The sequence below is a fragment of the Inquilinus sp. NPDC058860 genome (assembly GCF_042743185.1).
Taxonomy (GTDB): Bacteria; Pseudomonadota; Alphaproteobacteria; order DSM-16000; family Inquilinaceae; genus Inquilinus.
In genome coordinates, this window is record NZ_JBHYMS010000010.1 from 24,569 (window position 1) to 50,904 (window position 26,336).

Below are 26,336 nucleotides of genomic sequence, written 5' to 3' on the forward strand. Positions count from 1 at the left end.
AATGCGCTGGGAGGGACGGACGGCGATGGCGCGGGCCTGGGTCCGGCTGCCGTCGGGCAAGCGGCTGGATCTGCTCAACCCCACGCCGTTCGACTGGGACGACCGCGACCTGGCGCTGGGCCTCGCCCGGACCTATCGCTGGGGCGGGCATTCGGCGTGGCCGCTGCCGCTCTCCGTCGCCCAGCACTCGCTGGCCGTGCTGGCGCTGTGCCGGGCCTGGGCGCCGGTGCCGCTGTCGCCGCTGGCCGAGCTGCGCGAGCTGCTGCACGACGCCGATGAGGGACTGCTGGGCTTCGATCCGCTGTCGGTGATCAAGCCCTTCCTGGGTCAGGAGTTCCGCGACCTGGCCGCGCGGCTCGAGGACACGGTGTTCCTGCGCTACGGCCTGCCGCGCTGGACGGCCGAGCAGAAGGCCTTCCACAAGCGGGCCGACCGGGTCGCCGCGGCCAGCGAGGCGATCCATGTCGTCGGCTGGACCCGCGACGAGGTCTGGAAGGTGCTGAAGATCCGGTTCCGGCCGGTCGACGACGACCCGCTGCTGCCGGTCTATGGCGGCACGCCCTGGGAGCCCTGGGCGCCCGACCTGGCGGCGGAGCGGTTTCTGCAGGAGCTGGGCCGGCTGAAATCGGCGGCCGGCTGAGCCGGCTATGACAGGTGCGGCGACCGCCGGGCGATGAAGCGCGCCACCGCCGGGCCCAGCAGCACCACCAGGAAGAAGCGCACGGTCTGCAGCGCCATGACGAAGGGCAGGTCGACATCGCTCGACGCGGCGATGATGGCGATCGAATCCATGCCGCCGGGGCTGGTCGCGAGATAGGCCGTCAGCGGGTCGACGCCGAGCGTCCGCACCAGCACATAGGCGAGGCCGCTGCAGAAGGCGATCAGCGCCGCGATCGAGGCCAGGATCTGCGGCAACGCCCGGGCGGCGTGCACCAGCACCGACCGGGTGAAGCCGAGGCCGATGTTCCAGCCGATCAGCGCGTAGGCGAGGGCGAGCAGCCATTCCGGCAGCTCGATCTCGATCAGGCCGAGGGCATGCAGCACCGACCCGACCACCAGCGGCACCAGCATCGAGCCGGCGGGGATGCGCAGCCGCCGCCCGGCCACGGCGCCCAGCCCGGCCAGGGCCAGCGTCGCCGCGAATGGGCCGGCATCGATCGGCGGGAACCAGTCGATCGCCGCCGGGCCTGCATCGCCCGTATCCACCCAGAACCGTGCGATCAGCGAGGCCGCGGTGGCGACGCAGACGACGCGCAGATACTGCATGAAGGCGACCAGCCGGGCGTCGGCGCCGAAGGCCTCGGCCATCAGCACCATCGCGGTGGCGGCGCCGGGGGAGGAGCCCCAGACGCCGGTGGTGCCGGGCAGCACCTGCCAGCGGCTCATCAGCCAGCCCAGGAGGCTGCTGGCGGCCAGCGTCGACAGCACGATCGCCAGGAACAACGGCCAGTCCTGCAGGAACGACACCAGGATCCCCGGCGTGATCGCCCCGGCGATCAGGCAGCCGATGATCGCCTGGGCGCCGAGATAGGGCTGGCGCGGCACCCGGATGGTGCCGCCGACGACGCCGACCAGGATGCCGGCCACCATCGGGCCCAGCAGCAGTGCCGCGGGCAGGGCGGCGGCCTCCAGCAGGCCGGCGACGACCGCCGACACGGCCAGCAGCACCGCCCATTGCCCGGCACGCGGCAGCCTGGCCAGGACCGGCAATGCCGGGCCGTTCACGGGAACCACTGCAGCCTCGCTTTCCGCCTCAGGGCCGGCCGAGCAGGATGTCCGCCGCCTGGGAGACGATTCCGATGCGGGGCAGGATAGACTCGACGGCGAAGCCGTGCATCTCCGTCGACAGGCTGGTCATCGCATCTTCGGCGAAGACCACGGCGTAGTTCAGCTCCCAGGCGTTGCGGGCGGTGGATTCGACGCCGAAATTCGTGGCGATGCCGGCCAGCACGATGGTCGTGACGGCGCGTCGGCGCAGTTGCAGGTCGAGCTCGGTGCCGGTGAAGGCGCCCCAGTGCCGCTTGGTGACGACGACGTCGCCAGGCGCGGCCACGCCCTCGGCCAGGTCGCTCCAGCCCGCGGGCAGGCCGCCGGCCGGGCGGGGCATCGGCCGGTCCACCGGCTGTTTCGGCGCGTCGGCGAAATCCGGCGCCCAGCCGACGCGGACCGGGACCACCAGGGCACCGGCGGCGCGGAAGCGCGCGGCCAGCGTCTTCGCCGTGGCCAGCACCTCCGCCCCGCCGCGGGGCGCGAGCGGCATGCCGAGGATGCCGTTCTGCAGATCGATCAGGACCAGGGCGGTGCTGCGCGGGTCGAGGGTGGGCATGGTCGTCGCCTTTCGCGGCAGGCCGCACCTCTCCGATGCCGCCGGCGGGCCGGGCGGATGGACGGAGGGCGGGCGCATGTGAAAATATGAGGATGGTCTCGCAAATAGTTTTATGAGCATGCCCTCACAAAAGTCAACCGCTTCCGACGCCACCGTGATGCGCGAGCCCCGGCGCCAGCGCGGCCGCGACCGCGTCGCCGCGCTGCTGCAGGCGGGGGCGGCCGTGTTCGCCGAGAAGGGCTACGAGGCAACGACGATGACGGAGGTCGCGGCCCGGGCCGGCGCGTCGATCGGCTCGCTCTACCAGTTCTTCCCGGGCAAGGAGGCGCTGGCCGATGCGCTGCTGGCCGGCTATGGCGAGCAGGTGTTGGCGGGGCTGCAGGCGGTCGAGGCGCAGGCGGCGCAGCTGGCCGTTCCGGCGCTGGCGGATGCGCTGATCGACCTGCTGGTCGCGCTGAAGGAGGAGCGCGCGGCGGCGCTAGCGCTGATCGAAGCGCGGCGGGACGTTGCCCAGCCGTTGCGGCTGCGTGATGCCCTGCGTGGGGGCGTGGCCCGGATCCTCGCCCGCCGCGCCCCCGGGCTGGCGCCGGATCGGGCCATGGCCATGGCGATCGTCGTGCTGCTGCAGATGAAGGCGGCGGCCGCGCTCGGCGTCGAGCCCGGCCTGACGTCGCGCGCCGCCGCCCTGGCCGAGCTGCGGCGGATGACCCGGCTGTACCTCGTCGAAGGGCTTGGTCAGGCCTGACGCGGCGGCAGGACGACCAGGCGCAGGGCGATCAGCAGCGCCGTCAGGGCCAGGGCGCCGATCATCAGGGTGACGCCGGGCCAGCCCCAGTCTGCCCAGGCCAGCCCGCCGAGCGAGCCGGCGACGCTGGAGCCGAGATAATAGAAGAACAGGTACAGCGAGGAGGCCTGGGCTCGGGCGTGCTGCGCCCGGCGGCCGACCCAGCTGCTGGCCACCGAATGGGCGCCGAAGAAGCCGAAGGTCAGCACCGCGACGCCGGCGACGATCGCCCATAGCGCGTCGCCGCGGGTCAGGGCGATGCCGGCCAGCATCAGCACGATCGGTGCCCAGAACACCCGGCGGCGGCCGAGCGCCCCGGCGAGATGGCCGACCCAGATCGAGGCGCCGATGCCGATCAGATAGACCACGAAGATCGCCGCGACCATGGTCTGGCTGAGCCCGTAGGGCGGCGCGAGCAAACGGAAGCCGGTGTAGTTGTAGAGCGTGACGAAGGCGCCCATCAGCAGGAAGCCTTCGAGGAACAGCCAGCGCAGCCCGGGGTCGCGCAGATGGTCGGCGAAGGCGGCCAGCAGCAGCCGCGGCCGCAGCGGCCGGGGCGTGAAATGCGCCGAGGGCGGCAGGCTGCGCCAGAACAGGACGGCGCAGACCAGGCCGGACAGGCCGACGACGCCGAGGCCGAGGCGCCAGGAGGCGAGGTCGGTCAGCACGCCGGCGATCAGCCGCCCGCCGAGCCCGCCGAGCGCGCTGCCGCCGATGAACAGCCCCATCGCCAGCCCGACCGAGCGCGGATGCATCTCCTCGCTGACATAGGCCATGGCGACGGCCGGCAGCCCGCTCAGCGTCAGCCCCATCAGCGCCCGCAGCAGCAGGAGGCCGTGCCAGGATGGCATCAGCGCCGCCAGCACGGTCAGCACGGCCGAGGCGAACAGCGAGGCCAGCATCACCGGCTTGCGGCCCCAGGCCTCGGACAGGGCGCTGGCCACCAGCATGGCGAAGGCCAGCGTGCCGGTGGTCAGCGACAGCGACAGGCTGCTCTCGGCCGCGCCGATCCCGTAGGCCTCGGCGAAGACCGGCATCAGCGGCTGCACGCAGTAGAGCAGGGCGAAGGTGGCGAAGCCGGCGGCGAACAGCGCCAGGTTGGTGCGGTGGAAGGCGGCGGTGCCGTGCTCGATATAGGCGACGACATCCTCGGCCGCGACCGTCCCGGCCGGCATGGTGCCGGCAACCGATGGAGGTGCGGAACGGCGCGGCAGCGACTGGGCCGATGATGTCACGAAATCTCTCCGGCCGGGCCTGCGGAGGGAAAGGCGCCCGACCCTCACGGAAAACATGGTCGTGCCGATTGATAGTGTCCAATATGTTTGACGGCATCTTTGATAGCTTTGGCGAATGATGGAACTGAGGCACCTGCGCTACGTCGTGGCCCTGGCCGAGGAGCTGCATTTCAGCCGGGCGGCGGCGCGGCTCGGCATCTCCCAGCCGCCCTTGAGCCAGCAGATCCAGGCGCTGGAGGAGGAGCTCGGCGCCCGGCTGTTCGAGCGCAGCAACCGGCGGGTGGCGCTGACCGAGGTCGGAAGGCTGTTCCTGGAGCAGGCGCGGATCGTGCTGGCCGCCGCCGACCGGGCGGCCGAGGTGGCCCGCCGGGCGCAGCGCGGCGAGATCGGCGAGGTCCGCATCGCCTTCACCGCCTCCGCCCCCTTCACCACGCTGATCCCGCAGACCATCTTCGCCTTCCGCCGCAGCCATCCGGACGTGCATCTGGAGCTGCAGGAGCTGCCGACCCGGCAGCAGATCGAGGCGCTGGCGGAGCGGCGGCTGCAGATCGGCTTCCTGCGCAACCCGACCTACCCGCCGGTGCCGGACGGGATCGAGGTGCGCGAGCTGTTCCGCGACCCGCTGGTGGCGGCGCTGCGCACCGACCATCCGCTGGCGGCGGGGGCGCCCGCGCCGCTGGCCCTGGCCGAGCTGGCCGGCGAATCCTTCGTCTGCTATCCGCGCGACGCCGGCACCAGCCTGTACGACCAGATGATCGGCCTGTGCCGCGATGCCGGATTCAGCCCGAGATTGGGGCAGGAGGCGCGCGAGGTCTCGACCATTGTCGGGCTGGTCGCGGCCGGGCTCGGCGTGTCGCTGCTGCCCGCCTCGCTGCAGCGGATCCAGGTCGAGGGCGTGGTGTTCCGCCGGCTGTCCGACCCCGGCGCGGTCACCACCATGTGGCTGACCTGGCGCCGGGACGAGACCTCGCCGGCGGCACGCGCCTTCATCGATATGGCGACGCAAGTCGATGCATCTTTTAGTAGTAGCCGCTAGATCTAGCCGCATCCCCGGCGCAGCCCGGCCACAATTGGTATGAATTTTCCGTGTCGGCCCTTCTTTTCGCTGGTGCAGCACGAAGCTTGGTGCGACGCTTCTCCCTGGCGACGTGATTTCCGTCGTCAGTGATCGGAAAGGCGACATGCGACGGGCAACGGCCTGGCATCACCATCCGCTTCCCGGCTCCGACCAGGGGCAGCATCAGCATCGGCACTCGTTCGAACGCCCCTTCGCAGGGGCGTTTGTCGTTTCCGGCCGCCCGTTCCGATCCCCGACCTGTCCTGTTCCACCCGACCCGACGGAGGGTTCCGGCGAATGAGATCTCCCGGTGAAGGGGGCCGCAACTGGGATCCCCTGTTCGAGGATGCAAGCGAGAGCAAAGGACGACGTTCCATGGCCAAACGCAGCGCTTCCACCGCCCGCATCGTCCCGATCAGCGAGGGCTACGACGACGATTTCCGGGAGCAGAGCTACCTGAAGACGGTCAAGCCGCGGACCGCCAATCAGGAGGTCCTGATGAAGGCGATCGAAGGCCATGCCATGACCCTGGCCCTCGGCCCCGCCGGCACCGGCAAGACCTATCTCGCCGTGTCCAAGGCGGTCGAGGCGCTGACCGCCGAGCGGGTCAGCCGCATCGTCATCACCCGGCCGGTGGTGGAGGCGGGGGAGAGCCTGGGCTACCTGCCCGGCGACATCAACGAGAAGATGGACCCCTGGATGCGCCCGATCTACGACGCGCTGTCCGACCGTCTCGGCGCCAAGCAGGTGCGCCAGATGACCAAGGAGGGGATCGTCGAGATCGCGCCCTTGGCCTATATGCGCGGCCGCACCATCTCGCGCAGCTTCGTCATCGTCGACGAGGCGCAGAACATGACCTTCCAGCAGCTCAAGATGCTGCTGACCCGCCTGGGCTGGCATTCGACCATGGTGATCACCGGCGATCCGGACCAGACCGACCTGCTGCCCGGCCTGTCCGGGCTGGAGGAGGCGGCGCGGCGACTGGAGCCGCTGGACGGCGTCGCCGTCGTCCGCCTGACCACCGCCGACATCGTGCGCCACCCGCTGGTGGCGGCGATGATGCCGCTCCTGGCCTGACCGGAACCCCGGGCCGCCCGCCGCCATTAGCTTGTATGGGGGCTGCCGCATCGTCGGCGGCCCTCGTCACCAGCAACAGCGAGGCCGGCCATGGCGACGAAGACGCTGCACGATCTGTTCCTCAATGAGCTGAGAGACATCTACAACGCCGAGAAGCAGCTGACCCGCGCGTTGCCGAAGATGGCGAGCGCGGCCACCAACCCGGAGCTGAAGCAGGGCTTCGAGCATCACCTCGAGCAGACCAAGGGTCAGGTCGAGCGCCTCGACACCGTGTTCGAGAGCCTCGACGCGTCGTCGCGCGGCCAGACCTGCGAGGCGATGGAGGGGCTGCTGGCCGAGGCGCATGAGCTGACCGAGCTCGGGCTCGAGCCCGACGTGCTCGACGCCGCGCTGATCGCGGCGGCGCAGAAGGTCGAGCACTACGAGATCGCCACCTACGGCACCATCTGCACCTGGGCCAAGGCGATGAAGCACGAGAAGGCCCTGAACCTCCTGCTGGAAACCTTGGCGGAGGAGAAGGCGACCGACGAGACGCTGACCAAGCTGGCGAAGACCGCGGTCAACATCGCGGCCGCCCAGCACGCCCACGCGGCCTGAGACGCGGCGTCCGGCCGGGCCGTCCGCGACCAACGGCGGCCCGGCCGGAATGCGCGATCCGGGACAAAAAAGGGCAGGCCCGGCCTGCCCCGATGACGCGAACTCAGCGCCGCGGCGTCAATGCGGCCCGTGGCCGGAGAGGCCGCCCTTGCGGCCCGCTTCGGCCGCGCGCTCGCGGTCATTGGCGAAGTTGCCGCCGCTTTCCTGCCCACCCTTGCGGCCCGCCGCCGCCGCCCGGGCCGGATCGTTCTTGAAGTTGCCGCCGCTGTGCTGGCCGCCCTTGCGGCCGGCGGCCGAAGCGCGGGCGGGGTCATGGGCGAAGTTGCCGCTGCTCATCTGGCCGCCCTTCCGGCCGGCCTCCGCCGCACGCTCCCGATTGTAGGCGAAGTTCCCGGCGCCGCCCCGGTGCGGAGTCTGGCTGCTCGCCATGGTCCAAGCTCCCTTGCTGTGGGCTCACGTCATGGGAATAGGCCGCAGCGAGGCGAGGTTCCCAATGAAAAATCCTTAACTTTCCACCGGTTCGCCAAGCTTCGCTTACGGGCCTTCGGCGCGACGATACGCCTGCGGCAACAAGGCGGTTCCGCTCAGGATTTCAGTTCCGATAGCATACCGTCGGGTTTTGTCGCGGCGGGCGGAGGAACCGGTCATGGTGGCGCGCGATATGGTGGACGGGGCGTTCCATCCCTGTCCGATCCGGGACGTGCTGGACCGGATCGGCGATCGCTGGAGCCTGCTGGTGCTGCAGACCCTGGCGCCCGGGGTGAAGCGCTTCACCGTGGTCAAGCGCGAGATCGGCGACATCTCCCAGCGCATGCTGGCGCAGACGCTGCGCCGGCTGGAGCAGGACGGCCTCGTCTCGCGCACCGTGCATCCGACCATCCCGCCGCGGGTCGACTATGCGCTCACGCCGCTCGGCCAGTCGCTGATGGAGCCGCTGGACGCGCTGGTGCGCTGGGCCGACCAGCATCACGACAAGGTGCGCGCCGCCCGGATCGCCTATGTGCCGCCGGCCGCGGAGGCCGCCTGACGATCAGGCGGCGGCCGGCTTCTGCACCGCCTTTTCGAGCGCCGCCGCGTCCAGCACCTGCAGCCGGCGGCCCTTGATCCGGAACAGCCCGTCGCGCTGCAGCTGCTTCAACGTCCGGTTGGCGTGCACCAGCGAGATGCCCAGCGCGTCGGCGACGTGCAGCTGGGTCAGCGGGAAGGGCATGCCGCCGTCCCGCACCATGTCGCGCGCCTCGGCCCGGCCGTACAGATCGAGGATCAGCGCCGCCACCCGCTCCGGCGCCGTGCGCTGGCCCAGCGACAGAACCTGTTCCTCCATCACCCGCTTCTGGTCTGCGGTCAGGGCCGCGAAGCGGAAGGCGATCTCCGGCTGGTCCTGGTACAGCCCGGCAATGTCCTGGTAGGGGACGACGCAGAGCGAGACGTCGGTGATCGCGTCGATCGAGGTGACGGCCCGGTCGAAGAACTGGGCCTGGAAGCCGATCACGTCGCCCGGCAGGATGAAGGACAGGATCTGCCGGCGTCCGTCCTTCAGCATCTTGAAGCGCATCGCCCAGCCGCTGGCGACGGTGTAGAGCGGCGGGTCGGGGTCGCCTTCCGTCATGATCCGGGCGCCGGCGGCGAAGGCGGCGTCTTCGACCCGGCGCCGCCGGATATAGTCGAGCAGCTCGGGATCAAGAATCTTGAGCTGCGGCATGTCGGCGTCGAGCTTCACGTTCAGGTCGTGCGGGGACATGGCGGATTCTCCGGTGCTGATGGGCCGGTGCCGATGGCGCCGTCGGGTGAGCGGCGCCGCCGTGAGACGGAGACGGGGAGAAGCGCTGGACGTACGGCACGGCTCGTGCCGTGGACATCACCAGCAACGTGCCGATGCGGCGGCCGGTTCCGAACGGCGCGGACCGGCGGCGCCGCGACGACGCGGACGCCCGATTGACCCCGCGGCGGCGGCGAGGCTATGTCGGGGCGGGGCGTTCCGGCCCCGCCGGAATGTCGGGAGCCCCCATGCTGCGTCGCCTGCCGCTCGCCCTTGCCCTTCTCGTCGCAGCCTGCGCCGTCCAGCCGGCCGGGCCGGGGCCGCGCACCGGTTATCAGCCGCAGACCACCGCGCATCTGACCGGGGCGATCGCGGTCAACCCGATGGATTACCGGCCGCGCACCGGCGTGGCGCCGCAGGGCAGCGTTCGCGACGTGCCGGGCTATGTCACCAACGCCTTGAAGGCCGAGCTGCGCCGCGCCGGCGCCGGGCTGAACTCGTCGCGTTGCATCCTCGACGGCACCATCCGCGACTTCAAGGTCGACCGGGCCGGGCCGGAGGAGCATTACGGCGTCGACATCCGCTACGTGCTGGCGGTCGGCGGCAACGTCCAGTTCGACCAGGCCTTCGGCACCACCGTCACGGTGGCCCGCGGCCAGCCGGTCGACCGCGCGGTGGACGACGCCATCGCCAAGAACCTGAACTTCCTGCTGAAGGACGACTGGTTCGCCACCCTGCTGCTGCGCGAATGCAGCGCCCGCACCTAGGGGCCGGGTGAGCCCAGCGACCGGAAGGGGTCGCGTACGCCTCGATCGCGAGGTCGGTCAGCCGGCCGGCCTCCGTCGCGCTATGCCTGTCTATCACAGGCGATGACCAGGAGCTTTGCCGCCGTGCCGACCGCAGCCGACCCGCCCGACATCCTCGTCGTCACCGGCATCATGGCGGCGGGCAAGTCGACCGTGGCCCAGGCGCTGGCCGAAAGGCTGCCGCGGGCGGTGCATCTGCGCGGCGACGTGTTCCGGCGCATGATCGTCTCGGGCCGCGTCGAGGTGACGCCCGACCTGCCGGCCGAGGCGATGCGCCAGCTCGACCTGCGCCACGAGCTGGCGGCGACGGTGGCCGGCCGCTATGCCGAGGCCGGCTTCACCGTGATCTGGCAGGATGTGATCCTCGGGCCCACCCTGGCGCGGGTCGTCGAGCTGCTGCACGGCCGGTCCTTCGGCATCGTCGTGCTGTGCCCGTCGCCCGAGGCGGTGGTCGGGCGCGAGGCGGGGCGGGCGAAGACGGGCTACGGCGCCTGGACGCCCGCCGATCTGGACCGTGGCCTGCGCGCCGACACGCCGCGGCTCGGGCTGTGGCTCGACAGCTCGGGGCTGACGGTCGGCGAGACCGTCGACGCGATCCTGGCCCGCATCGCCGAGACCCGGACAGGGCTGCCGTGATGGGCGCGGATCGACTGGCCACGGCGGCGCGGACGCTGCTGGCCGGATTCGACCAGCCGGAGCTGGCCCGGTTCCTGGAGGAATGGCCGGCGCCCGATGCCCCGCGAAGGACGGTCGAGCCCAGAGCCCTGCCGGTGCTGCGCTGGCTCGACCAGGCGCCGGCCGTGGCCGCGGCGGAGACCCGGCCGCTGGTCGACGGGGTCGTCGCCATGGCCGAGACCCTCGCCTGGGGCCAGACCTATGCGGCGGATGATTTCGGCGACCGCTTCCTCGAACGCTACGGCTGGAGCGAGCTGATCGGCCTGCGCGGCCCGATCGCCAGCGACCGGCTGGCCTGCGGCTTTCTCCTGCTGGGGCCGGAGATCGAGTATCCGGCGCACAGCCATGCGGCGGAGGAGATCTACCTGCCGCTGGCCGGCACCGCCGATTGGTTGCGGGGCCGGGAAGGGTGGCGACAACGCCGCCCCGGCGAGCTGATCCACCACCCGTCCCGCATGGCCCATGCGATGCGCACGGAGACGCAGCCGCTGCTGGCGCTCTATCTATGGCGCGGCGGCGACCTGGCGCAGAAATCGACGGTCATCGGCGCCGCCGACAGCCGAAGGGATGGAGGACATGATGACGACGCATGAACGCTTCCTGGCCCAGGCGATCGAGCTGGCGCGGCGCAATGTCGAGGAGCGGGGCGGCCGCCCCTTCGGCGCGGTGCTGGTGCGGGACGGTGCGGTGGTCGCGACCGGCGTCAACGAGATGGGCGCCCTCGGCGACCCGACGGCGCATGCCGAGCTGCAGGCGATCCGGGCGGCCGCCCATGCGCTCGGCGCGCTGCGGCTCGACGGCTGCACCGTCTATGCCAGCGGGCATCCCTGTCCGATGTGCCTCGCGGCGATGACCATGACCGGCGTCACGGCGGTCTACTACGCCCATTCCAACGACGAGGGCGCGCCCTACGGCCTGTCCACCGCCGGGGTCTATGCCGAACTGGCCAAGCCGCCGGCCGACCAGGCGATGACCATCCGGCATCTGCCGGTGCGCCTGGACGGGCTCGATCTCTACGCGCTGTGGCGCGACCGGCCGCAGGGCTGAACAGCGCTCAGGGCGACCGGACCCGGGTCATGACGATGTCGACGGCGCTGCCGCCGCCCTGGGTCAGCACCGGATGGCGGGTGTCGGTGACGAACAGCTGCTTGCCGCCGCGCTCGACCCGGGCCGAGACGGCGTAGCTGTGGCGCTGATCGATCTGCGCCGGGTCGTAGGACAGGGTGAAGGCGGCCGGCACGCGCACCGGGGCGATGCGCTGCTCCGCGATCACCGTCGACGGCGCGTCGGCCAGAGAGACATCCAGCAGTTGTACGATCAGCTCCGCATCCGCCGGCAGGGCGATGCGCTCGCGATAGGTCGCGGTGCCGGTGACACTGGCGCTGGCAACCGGGATAGGCGCCGGCGCGGCGGTCTCCGCGGTGGGGCCACAGGCGGTGAGAAGGAGGGTGGCCATCAGGGCGGTTGCTGGGAGGAACAGGTGGTTCATCGGTGATCTCTCAACCCGGGTGCTGCTCTGCATCACGACAACGTTCGATGGCCCGATCCGTTGCGCTCCAGTGAATAGGAGTATCATCATAAAACTTCAATAAGCGCTTGCCATAATTACAGATAATTTTTCTCTGCATTGTCTCGATCCAAGCATCGGGGGTATGGATAACGTCTCATACTGAGACGATTGACCTAGGGAGGGGATTTGACATGGCCTCGATTGTAGGAACCAGCGGCAACGACTTCATTCACGTGCCGGGGCAGGGTGGCACAGCCCCGGGCCTCAACGACATGCCGGTCGCGACGGACACCGGCGACACGATCGACGGCGCCGCAGGAAACGACCGCATCATTGCCGGCCTAGGCGCAGACACCATCACGGGCGGGATCGGCAACGACACGATCAGCGGTGGAGCCGGGGAGGACATGCTGCTCGGCGATGCCGGTGCCGACACGCTGACCGGTGGTGCCGGCTTCGACACGCTGAGCTACGCCGCCAGCGCGGCCGGCGTGTCACTGGTCACCAGCCTGACGCCGGGCAGCGGCGGTGACGCCCAGGGCGATCTGATCCTGCAGGATTCATCGATCGAGAAATTCGTCGGCTCCGCCTTCGACGACCACATCACCGCCGATGCCGGCGTCCTGGATGGCGGGGCTGGCAACGATGTGCTGTCGTTGTTCAACTACTACTATCGAGGGCCCGTCACCCTCATCGGAGGGGCCGGTGACGATACTCTGAGCGGCAACGGGCTTGATGCGACATTCATCGGCGGCACGGGCGCAGACCGATTCGTCGGTGCTGCGAGTGGTCCGGCAGCCGGCGTCGGCACCGTGTCATATGCCGACAGCTCGGCCGGCGTCCGGATCAACCTGACCGGTGGAGCAAATGGAGGGGCAGCCGGTGTCGGCGGCGATGCCGAAGGCGATATCTTCATCCGCATCAAGAGCGCGATCGGCAGCGCCTTCGACGACATCCTCACCGGCAACGATGGCGGCAATGTTCTCCGCGGCGGGGATGGCAATGATATCCTCCTGGGGCGGGGTTCAGATTCACCCGATTTCTTGGCTCGCGATATTCTCGATGGTGGAAACGGAATCGACACGGCCGATTATGGCGCCAGCACCGTGGGCGTTCATGTCGACTTGATCCAGGGAACAGGGGACGACGGGTCGTCTCTTGCGGATCAACTGATCTCGATCGAGAGCGTGACCGCCAGCAGCCATGACGACGTCGTGATCGGCAACGGTGGGGTCAACGGTCTCTGGGGATTCGCCGGCGACGATAGCCTGTCGGGAAATGGCGGAAACGATTCCCTGAAAGGCGGGGCCGGCCAGGACCTGCTCGAAGGCGGGTCGGGCGCCGACCGCCTCGACGGCGGCGATGGCATCGATACGGCGGTCTACACCCATTCGGCCCTGGCGGTCACTGTCGATCTCGGGACCAATAGCGGGCTGTTCGGCGAGGCGCAGGGCGACACCTTTGCCGGCATCGAGAACGTCGTCGGCTCCGCCGGCGGAGACACGCTGAAGGGCGGCGCCGGCGCCAACATGCTGTCCGGCGAGGACAGCAACGATCGGCTGACCGGGGCCGGCGGGGCCGATGTGCTGAACGGCGGTGCCGGCGGGGACCTGTTCACCTACCGCGCTATCGGCGACAGCACCGTCGCCGTCGCGGGTCGCGACACGATCCAGGATTTCAACAGCCTGGAGCAGGACAGGATCGACCTCGGCCAGATCGACGCCGACGGCAACGCCGGCAACGGCAACAGCACCTTCAGCTTCATCGGCACGGGTGCCTTCACCGGGGCGGGGGCCGAGGTGCGCTTCACCGCCGCGGGCGGCGACCTGCTGGTCCAAGGCGACGTGAACGGCGACAAGGTCGCCGACTTCGCCATCCTGGTGCAGGGGACCCTCACCCTCACCGCGGCCGATTTCGTGCTGTGACCGGGATGGGCGCCGGTCCCGCGGCATCGGCGCCCGCACTCCGGGTCAGTCGCGGAAATTCAGGTACTGCAGCGGCTGCTCGATCTTCAGGCCGCGGACCAGGGCGATGGTGGCCTGCAGGTCGTCGATCTTCTTGCCGGTGACCCGCAGCTCGTCGCCCTGGACCGCGGCCTGGACCTTCTGCTTGCTGTCCTTGATCGCCTTGATGATGGTCTTGGCCAGGTCGCGGTCGATGCCCTGCTTCACCACCACCTCCTGCCGCACCATGTTGCCCGAGGCCTTCTCCGCCGTCTTGAAGTCGAGGGCGCCGGCATCGAGCTTGCGCCGGGCGAAATAGCCGCGCAGCAGCTCGTGCATCTGCTTCAGCTTCAGGTCGTCGTCGGCCAGGATCGTCAGCGTGTCGTCGCTGCGCTCGATCGTGCATTTCGATCCCTTGAAGTCGAAGCGCTGCGCCACCTCGCGGGTGACGCCGGCGACGGCGTTGTCGACTTCGGTGAGATCGGTCTTGGAGACGATGTCGAAGGACGGCATGGGCTTCCGGAGATCTGCGGTGCGTGACCGAGGAGTCTAGCCGATTTCTCGCCGGAGGGGAGCCTCCGTGGCCGGGGTGGGGCCGTTGGCCGCCGCCGGCGCGCCGAAGGGTGCCAGCGTCGTGCCGTGCCGCCGCAGCGCGGCTGGGAAATCCGGCCCGGCGAAGTAGCGGTACTCCACCGCGCGCATCCCTGTGACCGGGTCGAGGGCGGCGAGCCTGGCGTCGACCAGGCCGGGATGGCACATGATCACTGCCCGGTCCGGCGCGGTCTCTAGCCAGCGCTCGAACAGCACGCCGTAGCCCCGGTCGACGAAGTCGTAGACGCCGCAGAAGCTGTCGTTCCGCCGCCCGGCCACGTCGGCGAGCACCGCGTCCGAGCGCAGGCTCAGCGCCTGCAGGGCCAGGGACTTCGCGGCGAAAGGGCGGCGCAGGATCCGTTGCGGCCGGTCGCCGCAGCGTCGGATCCAGCGCGGCCGCAGCCCGACGGAGCGCAGGGTCAGCGCCAGGGTCTCCGCGACGCCGGGCAGCAGATGGACATGCTGGTGCCCGTCGATGAAGTCCGGCGGCCGACCAAAGGCGGCGACGAAGGCGGCGTGCTGCGCCTCGATCTCGGCCGACAGGGCGCCCGTCGGCAGCCGCCGGGCGAGGCTGAGCCGGATCAGGGCGGCAAGGGTCGGGAAGCGGCGCCAGCCGGCATCGACCCGCAGCTGCGGCGACAGCGGGGCGAAGGGGCCGGTGAGGCAGAGATGCAGGCCGATCTCGACCGACCCGGCGGCGGGCAGGTCGCGCAGCGGGCCGGCCGCCTCCATCCAGAAGCTTCCGACGGTCAGGCAGCTGGTGCCGGACAGGCGGCCCTCGGCCAGCAGCTGCCGGATCGCCAGCGACACGCCGGGGGCGAGGCCGTAGTCATCGGCGACCAGAGTGATACGCCTGGAGGGCATGGCTCATCTCTTCCACGCGGTCGCGCCGCCTATGCTCGGCGACGACATAGAGGGGGCGGTCCTTCACCTCGTCGAGGATCTGGCCGAGATACTCGCCGAGGATGCCGAGATTGATCAGCAGCACGCCGCCGATCAGCACCAGGATGGCGATCACCCCGGGCACGCCGGGCAGGGCCACGCCGTGAACCAGGCAGACGATGGTGATCCACAGCCCGTAGGTGAAGGCGGTCAAGGCCATGGCGAAGCCGAGCAGCGTCGAGATCCGGAGCGGCATGCGGCTGAACGAGGTGACGCCGTTGAGCGACAGCAGCAGCAGCTTCCAGAACGACCATTTGGTGGTGCCGCCGATCCGCTCCGCCGGCTGGTAGTCGATCCGGCGCTGCTGGAAGCCGACCCAGACCGACAGGCCCTTGAAGAACCGGCCGCGCTCGCGAAGTCCGCGCAGCGCCTCGGCCGCCCGCGCCGACAGCAGCCGGAAATCGGCCGCGTCGGGCGTGATGCGGAAGGTGTTGCCGGAGTTCATCAGCCCGTAGAAGGACTTGACCAGCAGGCGGTAGACCGGTCCCTCCTGCCGCCGGCGGCGGACGGCGTAGACGATGTCGTCGCCGTCGACCAGCCAATGATTGACGAAGGTGTCGATCAGCTCCGGCGGGTGCTGGCCGTCGGAATCCATGAACACCACCGCGTCGCCCGTCGCGGCATCGAGGCCCGCGGTCAGCGCCGCCTCCTTGCCGAAGTTGCGGCTGAGCCGGATCAGCTCGACCCGCACCCGGCCCTCCGGCAGGGCGGCGACGATCCCGGGGCTGCCGTCGCGGCTGCCGTCGTCGACATAGATGGCCTCGACCGCCAGGCCATGGGCCTCGGCGAGCCGGGCGGCCAGGGCCTCGAGCTGCCGGTGCAGCGCCGCGATCGAATCCGCCTCGTTGTACAGCGGCACGACGATCGACAGGCGGCGCGGGGTGATGGTCGCGAGGGTGTGGTTCATCGCAGCCCTCATGCTCCAGGGCAGGTGACGGCGGGGGCGGCCCGGCCGGGCAGCACGGCGAGCCAGACGGTGCGGCTTTCGAGCGGCGTGCCGAGCGCCGTCCGCGCCGGCCAGGCGAAGGCGGTGACGTCCCGCGGACAGAGGCCGGCGATCGGGCGGCCCGGCACGGGCTCGCGGCGCGAGGCGTAGACGGCGCCGCTGCGCAGCAGGCGGTCCTGGTCGACCCAGGGCGACAGCGCCGGGTCCGCATCCTCGAACACCTGCGGCCGCGCGGTGCCGTAGAGGGAGATGGTCCCGGCCTCCGGGATGGTGCCGATCGCGGTCTCCGGCGCGCCGGGCTGGCTCTTCCGCCACAGGGCCTCGGCCGCCGCGGACAGGGCCGGGCCGTCGAGATTCATGATGTTCGGCCTGCCGGACAGGCCGGGCTTGACCAGCATCAGCACGATGAAGCCGATCATGAAGGTCGTCCCCAGGGCGAAGGCGGCGGTGCGGAAGCGCGGCGCCGAGAGGCCCGCGGCCGCGAGCGCCGGCAGGAGGAGGGCCAGGAGCGGCGGCGCCGCCAGCACGAAGCTCATGCCCCACATGGTCCGGATGCGGATGCCGGTGGCCGCGGAGGCGACGGCGAGGACGGCGATCGGGGCCAGGTAGACGAAGGCGAGGTAGAGCCCGGCCGGAGAACGGAGCCGCCGGCGCGCAAGGTGGAGGAGGGCCGCGGCCCGCTCCCGTCCCAGGGGGCTGAGCCCGATCATCGCCGCCAGCAGCATCGGGGCGATGGCGAAGGCCTGGTCGCCGAGGAAGGCGAGGGGGCCGATGAGATGGCCGGCCGGGCCGGTCATCGTGCCGTCGCTGCGTTCGGCCAGATAGCCCAGCGTCGTGAAGCCGTTCTGCACCAGCCACAGCAGATGCGGCGCGATCACCAGCAGGAAGGCGGCCAACCCGAGATAGAGGCCGGGCCGAGCGAAGTGCCGCCGGCCGGCGGGCGACAGCAGCAGATAGGCGAGCAGCGTGGCCAGCAGCACGCCGATCGAATACTTCGCCAGCATGCCCAGCCCGGCGGCGAGCCCGGTCAGGACCCACCAGATCGCACGGCCGCGGGTGACGGCGCGCCAGAACAGGGCCATCGTCCAGGCCCAGAAGGCGAACTGCACGGTGTTGGGGTTGAAGCGCGGCGCGGCGTAGGTGGTGTAGTGCGTCAGGGCCAGCAGCACCACCGCGACCAGCGCGGCGCGGCGCCCGGCGACGTCGCGCGCCAGCAGCCAGACGGCGGCGAAGGCGGCGGCGATGAAGGCCTGGCTCAGCGCGTAATAGGCCCAGTTGGCGCTGCCGAACACGGCATGCACGATCTCGGAGGACCAGGCGGCCAGCGGCGGATGCTTGTGATAGCCCCAGAGCCAGTGCTGCCCCCAGTAGAGTCCCTCGAGCGTGTCGGGATGCAGGTTGCCGGCCAGCCAAGCCGGCAGCAGGGTCCAGGCCAGGAAGCCGGCGCCGAGGAAGGCGGGAACCCAGAAGGGTTGGATAGCGCGGGCGGCCGAGCGCGTCGCTGTGGCCCCGGGGCCAGGATGCTGGTTCCCCAGGATGGCCAGGGAGTCGGTGACGGATGCGGATCGGACCGCCTCGGTGCTCACGATGTCGTCGCTGCTCTGGGAACGTTCAGCCTCGGCCCCGGCCGGAGGCGGTCGGGAGATGCGGCAGCATCAGAAATAATCACTCTCTCTCGGTTCCGGTATTTACAATTTGGTATATATTCGCGGCGACAATTTTTCCTGTCGGTGGGCGATAATGTAGAAGGCGAGGAGTGACTATGGATTTAGTATTGTGGAGAGAAGTTAATAACTTTGATTGTGTTCCGATGGCGTCTAATAGACGCCGCAAATTTCCTTATGAAGCGTGGCCTTCTCTGCTCGGCAGCCCGCAAAGACGAAGGCCCGCCGGCGGTTGCGGGCGGGCCTCGCTGGAACAGGGAGCGGGAAGCGATCGGTCAGTCGGCGCGTTCGGCGACCTGGGTGTTCGGCGCGTAGATGAAGCCGTAGGTCGGATAGACGGTCGTCCCCATCTGGCCGGTCGGCTGGTGCCAGAAGCGGGTCTGGCTCCAGTCGTTCTTGGCCGACACGTCGATCACCCGGGCCGGCTCGTTCACCCGGCCGCGCGGCGCCCAGTTGGCCTGGTCGACGATGATCTCGCGGGAGCTGACCACCCGGCGCACCACCGCGACGTGGCCGCGCCGCATCGAGCCGTAGCGCTTCAGCACGATCACCGAGCCGGCGACCGGCATGCGGCCGCGGTTGTAGCGACCGGCGGAAGCGTCCCACCAGCGCCACGCGTCGCCGGTGATCTGGAAGCCGGTCAGCTCGCGGGCGAAGGGGACGCAGGACCAGCGGCGGCCCTGGGCTTTCAGCGTTGAGACGCGCTGGATCTGCCGCTGCTCGGTGACGTTGCGGGCCGTCAGCTGGGCGCGCGGGATCGGCGCATCGGCCACGGCGGGAGCCTGAGGACGCATCCGGGGCGCCGGCGCGGCGGCCGTCTTCCGCTCGGTACGCGGCGCGGGGCTGGCTGCTTGGTCCGTCGCGGCCTGGCCGGTGGTCACGGCGTTGCGGACGGCGCCTTCGACCTGATCGCTGGGCTTGCCGGCGGCCGTGGCCGCTGCGGCATTCAGCTCGCGCGTCGTGCGCGACGCGGCGTGCGCGGCTTCGCTGAGGAGGGCGACGCTGCAGACGAGCGTCAACAGACTTGCGGTGAGGGTACTGAGAGGGCGCCTGGCCCGACGTTGAGGTCTGATTCTGAGATCATAGTCAGTGTCGCGGGTCATCACTGGCCCGTCCCCCCTGCGCTGTTCAACCGGACTTCACTCGCTCCCTTGGCGCTCCAAACGGATGCAGCGCCTTTCCGTCCGGCTCGTCCGGTGACCCCAGTCACCGCCCCCTCACCGGCAAGGACGTCTAGTAACATTCTGAAATATTCCCGCCAAGCGAAAATGACACGTTTTCGCCGGATTCCTGCCCGCTTTGGAGCGTCAATACAGAAGCCATCCGGGTTCATGTATTGCAGGTGGGCGTAAAAAAATTATTCGGCTTTTCTGGAATGCATAGGTCGTTTGGGTTGCCTATTCGCCCGGCCGAGAACACGATGCTGGAAAGTCGAGGGGTTCAATTGATTGGTAAGACTATTTAAGGGCAGGGAAACGAAGCGGCTGCTAACACATTCAACGTCCGACAAATCCGGGCGATGTTCCGGTTTTGGACCTTGCGGCGAAGCGGCGAGCCCCGCGTCCGGCGCATAGCAGATTATCCCGTGCCCTGGCAGCCCCCGGCCGGCCGCGCTACAACCTCCTTCGAGATCAGACGGCCGGATACGTCGAGAAGAGGGAGACCGAACCGATGCAGCTCACCGACTCGAAGCTTTTCCGCCAGCAATGCTACATCGACGGGCGCTGGGTGGAAGCCGATGACGGGCGGGTGATCGACGTCACCAACCCCGCCGACGGCGTCAGGCTGGGCATCGTGCCGCGCGCCGGCGCAGCCGAGGCCCGGCGCGCCATCGCCGCCGCCGACAAGGCCTGGCCGGCCTGGCGCGCCAAGACGGCGCAGGAGCGCGCGACCATCCTGCGCCGCTGGTTCGAGCTGATGATGGCGAATCAGGAGGACTTGGCGACGCTGATGACGGCGGAGCAGGGCAAGCCGCTGGCCGAGAGCCGCGGCGAGATCGCCTATGCCGCCAGCTTCATCGAGTGGTTCGCCGAGGAGGGCAAGCGGATCTACGGCGATACCATCCCGGCCCCGGCCGGCGACCGCCGCATCGTCGTGATCAAGCAGCCGGTCGGCGTCTGTGCTGCGATCACGCCGTGGAACTTCCCGGCCGCGATGATCACCCGCAAGGCCGGTGCGGCGCTGGCCGCCGGCTGCACCATGGTGGTCAAGCCGGCCAGCGAGACGCCCTATTCGGCGCTGGCGCTGGCGGAGCTGGGCGAGCGCGCAGGCATCCCCGCGGGCGTGTTCTCGGTCGTCACCGGCAGCGCCGGCGAGATCGGCGGCGAGATGACGTCGAGCCCGGTCGTGCGCAAGGTCACCTTCACCGGGTCGACCGAGATCGGCAAGCTGCTGATCCAGCAATCCGCCTCCACGGTGAAGAAGGTGTCGATGGAGCTGGGCGGCAACGCGCCCTTCATCGTCTTCGACGACGCCGATCTCGACGCCGCGGTGCAGGGGGCGATCGCCTCGAAATACCGCAACACCGGCCAGACCTGCGTCTGCGCCAACCGCCTGCTGGTTCAGGACGGGGTCTACGACGCCTTCGCCGCCAAGCTGGCCGAGGCGGTCGGCAAGCTGAAGGTCGCCGACGGCATGGCGGACGGCGCGCAGCAGGGGCCGCTGATCAACATGAAGGCGGTCGAGAAGGTCGAGGAGCACATCGCCGATGCCGTGGAAAAGGGCGCGCGCGTCGCGCTCGGCGGCAGGCGCCACGCCCTCGGCGGCACCTTCTTCGAGCCGACGATCCTGACCGGCGTGACATCGGAGATGAAGGTGGCGCGGGAGGAGACCTTCGGCCCGCTGGCGCCGATCTTCCGGTTCAGGACCGAGGAGGAGGCGATCCGCATGGCCAACGACACCGAGTTCGGCCTGGCCTCCTATTTCTACAGCCGCGACATCGGCCGGATCTGGCGGGTCGGCGAGGCGCTGGAATACGGCATCGTCGGCATCAACGAGGGCCTGATCTCGACCGCCGTCGCCCCCTTCGGAGGGGTCAAGGAGAGCGGCCTCGGCCGCGAAGGCTCGCATTACGGCATCGAGGATTATCTCGAGGTCAAGTACCTGTGCATGGGTGGGCTGAACAAGTGACCGAGGCGCTGTCGCCGCAGGAGCAGGGGAAGCGCGCCGCGGGCGAAGCCGCCGCGGCGCTGGTCGAGGACGGCATGCGGCTCGGGCTCGGCACCGGCTCCACTGTCCGCTGGGTGCTGGAGGCGCTGGGCCGCCGCATCCGGGCGGAGGGGCTGCGCGTCACCGGCATTCCGACCTCGGAGCAGACGGCCGAGCGGGCGCGCGCGCTCGGCATCCCGCTGACCGACTTCGCCGCGACCGAGGCGCTCGACCTCTGCATCGACGGAGCCGACGAGGTCGAGCGCAGCACGCTGCGCCTGATCAAGGGGCTGGGCGGGGCGCTGCTGCGCGAGAAGATCGTGGCCGAGGCCTCTTCCCGCTTCATCGCCGTGGTCGACGCCTCGAAGATCGTCGAGGTGCTCGGCGAGAAGGCGCCGCTGCCGGTCGAGGTCACGGCGTTCGGCTGGGAGGCGACGGCCCGTCGGCTCTCGGCCCTTGGTGGCGCCCCGGCGTTGCGGCAACGCGATGGCGCAGCGGTGCGCACCGACGGCGGCAACCTGGTCCTGGATTGCGGCGGCTTCGCGCCGATCCACGACCCGGACGGGCTGCAGCGGGCGGTCAAGTCGATCGCCGGCGTGATCGAGACCGGGCTGTTCCTCGGCGGTGCCGAGCAGGCGATCATCGGCCAGGCGGACGGCACGACGACCTCGCTGCGGCCCTCGCGCTGAGGCATCCGAACCGGGGCGGACATCGGCCTCTGCCTCGGCTATGGTCCTGCGCACCATCGCGATCAGGAGATCCGTATGACCATCCAGGCACGCTACGGCACCTGGCACGCCGACCCTGCGCGCGAAGTCGCCATGGCGGACGGCCACCGGCCCTATTGGCAGCATTTCATCGACCTGGTGCCGGAGACGGACCTGGCCGACAAGGATGTGCTCGACTTCGGCTGCAACCGCGGCGGCTTCCTGCAACTGCTGCATGCGCGGCGGCCGTTCCGCTGGGCGCTCGGCGTCGACATCGCCACCGACTCGATCGCCGCGGCCGAAGCCGCCAAGGGCGACCTTCCGGTCGAGCACCGCGTCGCCACCGACCTGTCGCCCTGGGCCGGACGCTTCGACATCGCCTTCAGCTACGAGGTCATCTACCTGCTGCCGGACATCGCCGGCCATGCAGCGCAGATCTTTCAGGCGCTGCGTCCGGGCGGCGTCTACTACGCCGTCACCGGCTGCCACACCGACAGCCCGCTGTGGCCACGGTGGCGCAGCCTGATCGGCGGCACCACCAACGCGCCGGTGCAGGACCGGTCGCCCGACGACTATGCCGAGGCCTTCGCCGCCGCCGGCTTCGCGGTCTCGGTCAGGAAGTTCGGCTATGACGGTTTCGTGCCGGCCGGCAAGGACCGGCGCTACTACCCGAGGCTGATCGATGCCGTGACCTATGGGGCGGAGCACAAGCTGCTGTTCCGCATGGCCAGGTCATAGCGGCCCCGCGGCCCGAACGGGCTTGCCTCGACCCGGGTCCGCGGCCCAAATGCACGTGAACCCCTTCCTGCGCGGCCGCTGTTCGGCCGTGCCGCTTTGACCGCGAGAGGCGGTCTGGACCTGCCATGACCGGATTCGATTTCGACTATTTCGTCATCGGCGGCGGCTCGGGCGGCGTGCGCTCGGCCCGCATCGCGGCGCAGCACGGCGCCCGCGTCGGCATCGCCGAGGAACGCTATTGGGGCGGCACCTGCGTCAATGTCGGCTGCGTGCCGAAGAAGCTGCTGGCCATGGCGGCGCATTTCTCCGCCGACTTCGAGGACGCCGCCGGCTTCGGCTGGACCGTGCCCGGTGCGACCCATGACTGGGCCACGCTGATCGCCCGCAAGGACGCCGAGATCGGGCGGCTGAACGGCATCTACCGCAAGCTGCTGACCAATGCCGGCGCCACCATGTTCGACGCCCGGGCCGTGCTGGTCGACGCGCACACGGTCGAGGTCGGCGGCCAGCGCGTCACCGCCGATCGCATCCTGGTCGCGACCGGCGGCTGGCCGGTGCTGCCGGACAAGCCCGGCGTGCGCGAGCACACCTTCACCTCGAACGAGGCCTTCCATCTGGAGCGGATGCCGCGGCGCGTGGTGATCGTCGGCGGCGGCTACATCGCGGTGGAGTTCGCCGGCATCTTCCACGGCCTCGGCGCCGAGGTGACGCTGGTGCATCGCGGCGACATGGTGCTGCGCGGCTTCGACGACGACCTGCGCGTCCACCTCGCCACCGAGATGGGCAAGGCCGGGGTCAATCTGCGCATCGGCTGCAATGTCGAGGGTATCGCCAAGGTCGGCGACGCCCTGGCGGTGACGCTGAGCAATGACGAGGTGATCGCCGCCGACGGGGTGATGTACGCCACCGGCCGCAAGCCGAACTCGGCGGGGCTGGGGCTGGAGACGGTCGGGGTTGCGGTCGACGCCGACGGCGCCATCGTGGTCGACGAGCAGTACCGGACCAGCGTGCCCAACATCTACGCGCTGGGCGACGTCACCGACCGGCTGAACCTGACGCCGGTGGCGATCGCCGAGGGCCATGCCCTGGCCGACACGCTGTTCGGCGGCAAGCCGCGGGTACCGTCCTACGAGAACGTGCCGACGGCTGTGTTCTCCAACCCGCCGATCGGCACGGTCGGGCTGACCGAGGCGGCGGCGCGGCAGCGCCATGGCGAGGTCGACATCTATCGCGCCGTGTTCCGGCCGATGCGCCACACCTTGTCGGGCCGCGAGGAGCGGACGCTGATGAAGCTGGTGGTCGATCCGGCGACCGACCGGGTGCTGGGCTGCCACATGGTCGGCCCGGACGCGCCGGAGATCGTCCAGGGCCTGGCGATCGCCCTGACCTGCGGCGCCACCAAGGCTCAGTTCGACGCCACCATCGGCATCCATCCGACCGCGGCGGAGGAGTTCGTGACCATGCGCAGCAAGGTCGAGCGTCCGGCCAGCCCGGGGCTGGCGTAATGACGGACGCGCCGCAGAACATCTATGACGACCCGACCTTCTTCGCCGGCTATGCGGCGCTGCGCGAGGCCGAGAGCGGGCTGAACGCGGTGCTGGAGCAGCCGGCGCTGGCGCGGCTGCTGCCGGCCTCGCTCGCGGGCTTGCGCATCCTCGATCTCGGCTGCGGCTTCGGCGACTTCGCCCGCAAGGCCCGGGCGCAGGGCGCCGCCTCGGTGCTGGCGGTCGACGTCTCGGCGAAGATGCTGGCCGAGGCCCGGCGGCGGACCGACGATCCGGCCATCCGCTACGAGCAGGCGGCGATCGAGACGCTGGCCGTGGAGCCGGGGGCGTTCGATCTGGCGATCTCCTCCCTCGCCCTGCACTACGTTGCCGACTATGCGGGCGCAGTCCGGACGATCGCCGCCGCCCTGGCGCCGAAGGGCCGCTTCGTTTTCTCGATCGAGCATCCGATCTGCACCGCGATGGCCGTCTACGAATGGCATCGCGATGCCGCCGGCGCCGAGCTGCATTGGCCGGTCGATCGCTACGGAGAGGAGGGGCGGCGCGACACGCATTGGTTCGTCGACGGAGTGGTCAAATACCACCGCACCGTCGCCAGCTATGTGAACGGCCTGATCGACGCTGGGTTGACGCTGGCGCGGCTGGAGGAGCCCGAGGCCGATCCGGCGGCGCTGAAGGCCCGGCCGGGACTGGCGCTGCAACGGCGCCGGCCTCCCTTCCTGCTGTTGGCGGCGGACAAGCCGGCATAGCGGCGGCCGCACGCCGTTCTTGTCATAAGTGGGCTGCGCTGCGACGCTGGCAAAGCCGGAGGCGCAGGCGTATAGCCTCACATCCGGTCCTGTCCGCAGGGGAGAGAGCGGGCGGGGGCGCAAGGTGCGGAGTGTACGGTGATGGCGGAACGGTGGACCCCTGACTCCTGGCGTTCGATGCCGGTGAGGCAGATGCCGCAGTATCCCGACGCGGCCAAGGTCGCGGCGGCGGAGCAGACCCTGTCGAAATACCCGCCGCTGGTCTTCGCCGGCGAGGCCCGCTCGCTGAAGGCTTCGCTCGGTCGGGTCGCGGACGGCCGCGCGTTCCTGCTGCAGGGCGGTGACTGCGCCGAGAGCTTCGCCGAGTTCCATCCGGACAAGATCCGCGACACCTTCCGCGTGCTGCTGCAGATGGCGGTGATCCTGACCTTCGGCGGTGGCCTGCCGGTGGTGAAGGTCGGCCGCATGGCCGGGCAGTTCGCCAAGCCGCGCTCCGCCGACATGGAGACGATCGGCGGCGTGTCGCTGCCCTCCTATCGCGGCGACATCGTCAATGCGATCGAGTTTGACGAAGAATCCCGCACGCCGAACCCGGCCCGCATGGTGCAGGCGTACAACCAGTCGGCCGCCACGCTGAACCTGCTGCGCGCCTTCGCCCAGGGTGGCTATGCCGACCTGCACAAGGTGCATCAGTGGAACCTCGGCTTCGTCACGCGGTCGCCGCAGGGCGAGCGCTACGAAGCCTTCGCCAGCCGGATCGACGAGGCGCTGGAGTTCATGGCCGCCTGCGGCGTCACCGCCGAGACCACGCCGGCGATCCGCGAGACCGATTTCTACACCAGCCACGAGGCGCTGCTGCTGCCCTATGAGCAGGCGCTGACCCGGATCGACAGCACCAGCGGCGACTGGTACGACGTCTCGGCCCATCTGCTGTGGATCGGTGACCGCACCCGCCAGGCCGACGGTGCGCATGTCGAGTTCCTGCGCGGGGTGAAGAACCCGCTGGGCCTGAAATGCGGTCCGTCGCTGGATCCTGACGACCTGATCCGCCTGATCGACGCGCTGAACCCGGACAACGAGGCCGGCCGGCTGACGCTGATCGTACGCATGGGCGCCGACAAGGTGGTCGACAAGCTGCCGGCGCTGCTGCGCCGGGTGCGCGACGAGGGCCGGACCGTGGTCTGGTGCTGCGACCCGATGCACGGCAACACCATAACCTCGCCCTCCGGCTACAAGACCCGGCCGTTCGACCGGATCCTGTCCGAGGTGCGCGACTTCTTCGACGTGCACCGAGCCGAGGGCACCCATCCCGGCGGCGTGCATTTCGAGATGACCGGTGAGGACGTCACCGAATGCACCGGCGGCGCCCAGGCGATCACCGACGAGGCGCTGTCGCTGCGCTACCAGACCGCGGTCGACCCGCGGCTGAACGCCAGCCAGTCGCTGGAGCTGGCCTTCCTGATCGCCGAGAAGCTGAAGCAGGAGCGCAGCGCCCAAGACGCGGCCCGCCGGGCCGCGGCAGCCGAATAAGGACATGCGGCCCGTCGTGCGGCGGCCGCGGAATAGCAACCCTTCCAG

The 26,336-nt window shown here is 70.1% G+C and carries 28 protein-coding genes; 17 read left to right on the forward strand and 11 right to left on the reverse strand.

Features of this window, described 5'->3' with window-relative positions:
• The first annotated feature begins 1 nt into the window (after nt 1).
• The gene (locus ACFW16_RS09070) at nt 2-640 is read left to right on the forward strand and encodes a phosphohydrolase (protein ID WP_380304003.1); all 639 of its coding nucleotides are present in this window, start codon (nt 2-4) and stop codon (nt 638-640) included.
• A gap of 5 nt (nt 641-645) precedes the next feature.
• Here the strand turns inward: ACFW16_RS09070 and ACFW16_RS09075 are convergent, their stop codons facing one another.
• The gene (locus tag ACFW16_RS09075; protein WP_380304005.1) at nt 646-1,734 is read right to left on the reverse strand and encodes an AbrB family transcriptional regulator; all 1,089 of its coding nucleotides are present in this window, start codon (nt 1,732-1,734) and stop codon (nt 646-648) included.
• A 19-nt stretch (nt 1,735-1,753) separates the two neighbouring features.
• Entirely contained in the window at nt 1,754-2,326 is a 573-nt protein-coding gene (locus tag ACFW16_RS09080) for a hydrolase (RefSeq protein WP_380304007.1), read from the reverse strand.
• Nucleotides 2,327-2,483: 157 nt separating this feature from the next.
• Here ACFW16_RS09080 and ACFW16_RS09085 point away from each other — a divergent pair, with 157 nt between their 5' ends.
• Nucleotides 2,484-3,071, forward strand: a complete 588-nt coding sequence (locus ACFW16_RS09085; RefSeq protein WP_380304009.1) for a TetR/AcrR family transcriptional regulator — start codon at nt 2,484-2,486, stop codon at nt 3,069-3,071.
• On the opposite strand, the gene ACFW16_RS09090 is transcribed toward ACFW16_RS09085, so the two are convergent.
• Nucleotides 3,062-4,345, reverse strand: coding sequence for an MFS transporter (locus ACFW16_RS09090; protein ID WP_380304011.1), 1,284 nt, complete (start codon nt 4,343-4,345; stop codon nt 3,062-3,064). The genes ACFW16_RS09085 and ACFW16_RS09090 overlap by 10 nt on opposite strands.
• 115 nt (nt 4,346-4,460) lie before the next feature.
• On the opposite strand from ACFW16_RS09090, the gene ACFW16_RS09095 reads away from it, so the two are divergent.
• The 3 genes from ACFW16_RS09095 (at nt 4,461) to ACFW16_RS09105 (ending at nt 7,076) form a co-directional block, all read left to right on the forward strand.
• Complete coding sequence (locus ACFW16_RS09095; RefSeq protein WP_380304013.1) at nt 4,461-5,381, forward strand: LysR family transcriptional regulator; 921 nt, start codon at nt 4,461-4,463, stop codon at nt 5,379-5,381.
• Nucleotides 5,382-5,777: 396 nt separating this feature from the next.
• Nucleotides 5,778-6,479 carry a PhoH family protein gene (locus tag ACFW16_RS09100; protein ID WP_380304015.1) on the forward strand — a complete coding sequence of 234 codons (702 nt, stop codon included), beginning with the start codon at nt 5,778-5,780 and terminating at the stop codon, nt 6,477-6,479.
• 90 nt (nt 6,480-6,569) lie between these two features.
• Nucleotides 6,570-7,076, forward strand: a complete 507-nt coding sequence (locus ACFW16_RS09105) for a ferritin-like domain-containing protein (RefSeq protein ID WP_380304017.1) — start codon at nt 6,570-6,572, stop codon at nt 7,074-7,076.
• Nucleotides 7,077-7,193: 117 nt separating this feature from the next.
• Here ACFW16_RS09105 and ACFW16_RS09110 read toward each other — a convergent pair whose 3' ends face one another.
• Entirely contained in the window at nt 7,194-7,505 is a 312-nt protein-coding gene (locus ACFW16_RS09110; RefSeq protein WP_380304019.1) for a general stress protein, read from the reverse strand.
• A gap of 217 nt (nt 7,506-7,722) precedes the next feature.
• Between ACFW16_RS09110 and ACFW16_RS09115 the strand changes: the two genes are divergently transcribed.
• Nucleotides 7,723-8,103 (forward strand): winged helix-turn-helix transcriptional regulator, encoded by a 381-nt coding sequence (locus tag ACFW16_RS09115; protein ID WP_380304021.1) that lies wholly within the window; start codon nt 7,723-7,725, stop codon nt 8,101-8,103.
• A 3-nt stretch (nt 8,104-8,106) separates the two neighbouring features.
• Here ACFW16_RS09115 and ACFW16_RS09120 read toward each other — a convergent pair whose 3' ends face one another.
• The gene (locus tag ACFW16_RS09120) at nt 8,107-8,817 is read right to left on the reverse strand and encodes a Crp/Fnr family transcriptional regulator (protein ID WP_380304023.1); all 711 of its coding nucleotides are present in this window, start codon (nt 8,815-8,817) and stop codon (nt 8,107-8,109) included.
• A 266-nt stretch (nt 8,818-9,083) separates the two neighbouring features.
• Here ACFW16_RS09120 and ACFW16_RS09125 point away from each other — a divergent pair, with 266 nt between their 5' ends.
• From ACFW16_RS09125 to ACFW16_RS09140, 4 genes are all read left to right on the forward strand, one after another.
• Nucleotides 9,084-9,602, forward strand: coding sequence for a hypothetical protein (locus tag ACFW16_RS09125; protein WP_380304025.1), 519 nt, complete (start codon nt 9,084-9,086; stop codon nt 9,600-9,602).
• A 123-nt stretch (nt 9,603-9,725) separates the two neighbouring features.
• Complete coding sequence (locus tag ACFW16_RS09130) at nt 9,726-10,277, forward strand: AAA family ATPase (RefSeq protein WP_380304027.1); 552 nt, start codon at nt 9,726-9,728, stop codon at nt 10,275-10,277.
• Entirely contained in the window at nt 10,277-10,909 is a 633-nt protein-coding gene (locus tag ACFW16_RS09135; protein WP_380304029.1) for a dimethylsulfonioproprionate lyase family protein, read from the forward strand. Before ACFW16_RS09130 ends, ACFW16_RS09135 begins: the two co-directional genes overlap by 1 nt.
• The gene (locus ACFW16_RS09140) at nt 10,896-11,363 is read left to right on the forward strand and encodes a nucleoside deaminase (RefSeq protein ID WP_380304031.1); all 468 of its coding nucleotides are present in this window, start codon (nt 10,896-10,898) and stop codon (nt 11,361-11,363) included. The genes ACFW16_RS09135 and ACFW16_RS09140 overlap by 14 nt, the downstream gene beginning before the upstream one ends.
• A gap of 7 nt (nt 11,364-11,370) precedes the next feature.
• On the opposite strand, the gene ACFW16_RS09145 is transcribed toward ACFW16_RS09140, so the two are convergent.
• The gene (locus ACFW16_RS09145; RefSeq protein WP_380304033.1) at nt 11,371-11,772 is read right to left on the reverse strand and encodes a YbaY family lipoprotein; all 402 of its coding nucleotides are present in this window, start codon (nt 11,770-11,772) and stop codon (nt 11,371-11,373) included.
• Between the two features lie 245 nt (nt 11,773-12,017).
• Between ACFW16_RS09145 and ACFW16_RS09150 the strand changes: the two genes are divergently transcribed.
• Nucleotides 12,018-13,751, forward strand: a complete 1,734-nt coding sequence (locus tag ACFW16_RS09150) for a calcium-binding protein (RefSeq protein ID WP_380304035.1) — start codon at nt 12,018-12,020, stop codon at nt 13,749-13,751.
• Between the two features lie 45 nt (nt 13,752-13,796).
• On the opposite strand, the gene ACFW16_RS09155 is transcribed toward ACFW16_RS09150, so the two are convergent.
• The 5 genes from ACFW16_RS09155 to ACFW16_RS09175 all read right to left on the reverse strand — a co-directional run bounded on the left by ACFW16_RS09155 (nt 13,797) and on the right by ACFW16_RS09175 (nt 18,931).
• Nucleotides 13,797-14,282, reverse strand: coding sequence for a YajQ family cyclic di-GMP-binding protein (locus ACFW16_RS09155; RefSeq protein ID WP_380304037.1), 486 nt, complete (start codon nt 14,280-14,282; stop codon nt 13,797-13,799).
• 36 nt (nt 14,283-14,318) lie between these two features.
• Nucleotides 14,319-15,224, reverse strand: a complete 906-nt coding sequence (locus ACFW16_RS09160) for a ChbG/HpnK family deacetylase (RefSeq protein ID WP_380304039.1) — start codon at nt 15,222-15,224, stop codon at nt 14,319-14,321.
• Nucleotides 15,190-16,209 carry a glycosyltransferase family 2 protein gene (locus ACFW16_RS09165; RefSeq protein WP_380304041.1) on the reverse strand — a complete coding sequence of 340 codons (1,020 nt, stop codon included), beginning with the start codon at nt 16,207-16,209 and terminating at the stop codon, nt 15,190-15,192. Before ACFW16_RS09165 ends, ACFW16_RS09160 begins: the two co-directional genes overlap by 35 nt.
• An 8-nt stretch (nt 16,210-16,217) precedes the next feature.
• The gene (locus tag ACFW16_RS09170; protein WP_380304043.1) at nt 16,218-17,834 is read right to left on the reverse strand and encodes a glycosyltransferase family 39 protein; all 1,617 of its coding nucleotides are present in this window, start codon (nt 17,832-17,834) and stop codon (nt 16,218-16,220) included.
• A 353-nt stretch (nt 17,835-18,187) separates the two neighbouring features.
• Nucleotides 18,188-18,931 carry a CHAP domain-containing protein gene (locus ACFW16_RS09175; protein ID WP_380304045.1) on the reverse strand — a complete coding sequence of 248 codons (744 nt, stop codon included), beginning with the start codon at nt 18,929-18,931 and terminating at the stop codon, nt 18,188-18,190.
• 652 nt (nt 18,932-19,583) lie between these two features.
• Here ACFW16_RS09175 and gabD point away from each other — a divergent pair.
• The 6 genes from gabD (at nt 19,584) to ACFW16_RS09205 (ending at nt 26,288) form a co-directional block, all read left to right on the forward strand.
• Nucleotides 19,584-21,041 (forward strand): NADP-dependent succinate-semialdehyde dehydrogenase, encoded by a 1,458-nt coding sequence (gene gabD, locus ACFW16_RS09180; protein ID WP_380304047.1) that lies wholly within the window; start codon nt 19,584-19,586, stop codon nt 21,039-21,041.
• Nucleotides 21,038-21,748, forward strand: a complete 711-nt coding sequence (gene rpiA / locus ACFW16_RS09185) for a ribose-5-phosphate isomerase RpiA (protein WP_380304049.1) — start codon at nt 21,038-21,040, stop codon at nt 21,746-21,748. Before gabD ends, rpiA begins: the two co-directional genes overlap by 4 nt.
• 75 nt (nt 21,749-21,823) lie before the next feature.
• Complete coding sequence (locus ACFW16_RS09190; protein WP_380304051.1) at nt 21,824-22,504, forward strand: class I SAM-dependent methyltransferase; 681 nt, start codon at nt 21,824-21,826, stop codon at nt 22,502-22,504.
• A gap of 125 nt (nt 22,505-22,629) precedes the next feature.
• Nucleotides 22,630-24,009 (forward strand): glutathione-disulfide reductase, encoded by a 1,380-nt coding sequence (gene gor, locus ACFW16_RS09195; protein WP_380304053.1) that lies wholly within the window; start codon nt 22,630-22,632, stop codon nt 24,007-24,009.
• A complete protein-coding gene (locus tag ACFW16_RS09200) occupies nt 24,009-24,758 on the forward strand; it encodes a class I SAM-dependent methyltransferase (RefSeq protein WP_380304055.1) in 750 nt (249 codons plus the stop codon). Before gor ends, ACFW16_RS09200 begins: the two co-directional genes overlap by 1 nt.
• A gap of 141 nt (nt 24,759-24,899) precedes the next feature.
• Nucleotides 24,900-26,288: a class II 3-deoxy-7-phosphoheptulonate synthase gene (locus tag ACFW16_RS09205; protein ID WP_380304057.1), complete on the forward strand. Its 1,389-nt coding sequence runs from the start codon at nt 24,900-24,902 to the stop codon at nt 26,286-26,288.
• Nucleotides 26,289-26,336: the final 48 nt, after the last annotated feature.